We start from the raw sequence: 1,577 nt of genomic DNA, 5'->3' as shown, positions 1-1,577 counted from the left end.
GTACTACGCTGGATAACCTGCTGAGCTGGAAGATGGTCACCGCAGATGCCAACTGGCTGGAGGTTAAACGCCTCAACCACAATATGGGCAAGATCCATCTACAGGAAACGGTTGAGTTCGAAATCACACGTACCGAAAGAGGAACCGGTAAAGTCTTATCCAAACCAGAGATACTGAAAATACCTGGGCAGACCTTTAGAAAGGTTGGGCTAGGTAAAGACGTTACCGACAAGTTTCTGGCGGGCTTGCCTGGTATCCAGAAAGAAGGCTGCGATGGCCTGATTACCTCAGCAACCTTTGTATTGCACCCGATACCTGAGTTTACCCGTACTGTGTGCCTGGAATTCTTCAATCAGGATTCAGGCAAGGACGTGGCGGCTATTGTAGAAATCAAGGATTTGATAGATCAAACCGATGGTGTACTGCTTGCAGGACTGGAACATCTGGATACGAGGTACATAAAAGCGGTTCAATACAGCACCAAAGCTAATCGCTCGGACCAACCAAAGATGCTGTTGCTGGCGGATATTATTTCTGACGATGAAGATTTACTGGCGGCTACCTGTTCGACAGTTGTAGAGCTAGCAAATAAACGTCAGGCCGAAGGTTTTATTGCGGTGAGTAAACCTGCTCGTGAAAGATTCTGGGCTGATAGAAAACGTACCGCAGCCATTTCGGCACATACCAATGCATTTAAGATCAACGAAGACGTAGTCATCCCGCTGGAAAACCTGAGTGATTACAGTCGTGGTATTGAAATCATCAATATCCGCCAATCGATCAGTAATAAGGTAGAAATATGTATTGCGCTAAAACAATACCTGAGTGATCGTCAGCAAAAGATAAAGAAATCATCCGATCCTGATGAATTATTTTTGTCCAAGATTGACTTTGCCATAACCCGTCTGGTCGCTCAGATAGCCCAATGGGAACAATGGCTGGCACACTTTGACAGTCCAGCCAGTAACTTTGCTGAACAGCTGGACTTCGAACTCGATAAAGACGATAGAGTGATCGATTGCCTGTTGCGTAATCAATTAAGGATTAGCTATAAGCGACAGGTCAAAAAGCAGATGGATGAAATCTTTTCGGGACTTGAGTACGCAGATATGCGTAATCAGTTAGCGAAAATCCATGAAAAGGTCAAAGATTCGCGTCTATTTGTTGCATTACACATGCATGCGGGTGATGGCAATGTGCATACCAATATCCCGGTTCATTCTGATAATTATGAAATGCTGCATCAGGCCGACCTGATTGTAGATGAAGTCATGCAGCTGGCTACGTCGTTGAACGGTGTAATCTCCGGCGAACATGGTATTGGCCTGACAAAGATCCAGTATCTGGAAACTGACAAACTTGAAGCTTTCGCCAAATACAAACAACAGATCGATCCAGAGCAGCATTTTAGCAAGGGGAAATTACTGACAGGTTCAGGGCTAGGCAATGCCTACACGCCATCATTACGCTTGCTGGAACAGGAAGCGCTCATTCTTGAAAACAGTGAGATGGGAGAAATTAACGATTCCATCAAGAATTGTCTGCGTTGTGGCAAATGCAAACCCGAATGTATGACG

1 protein-coding gene is annotated in these 1,577 nt (G+C 45.2%); it reads left to right on the top strand.

The genetic code is table 11. The features are described 5' to 3' along the window. A partial coding sequence (locus tag ACQY6I_RS12190) for an FAD-binding oxidoreductase (RefSeq protein WP_428241759.1) occupies nucleotides 1-1,577 on the top strand: 1,577 nt, incomplete at both ends.

The organism is Gynuella sp., from assembly GCF_050297175.1.
Classification (GTDB): Bacteria; Pseudomonadota; Gammaproteobacteria; order Pseudomonadales; family Natronospirillaceae; genus Gynuella.
This window is presented reverse-complemented; position numbering and strand designations above follow the sequence as displayed.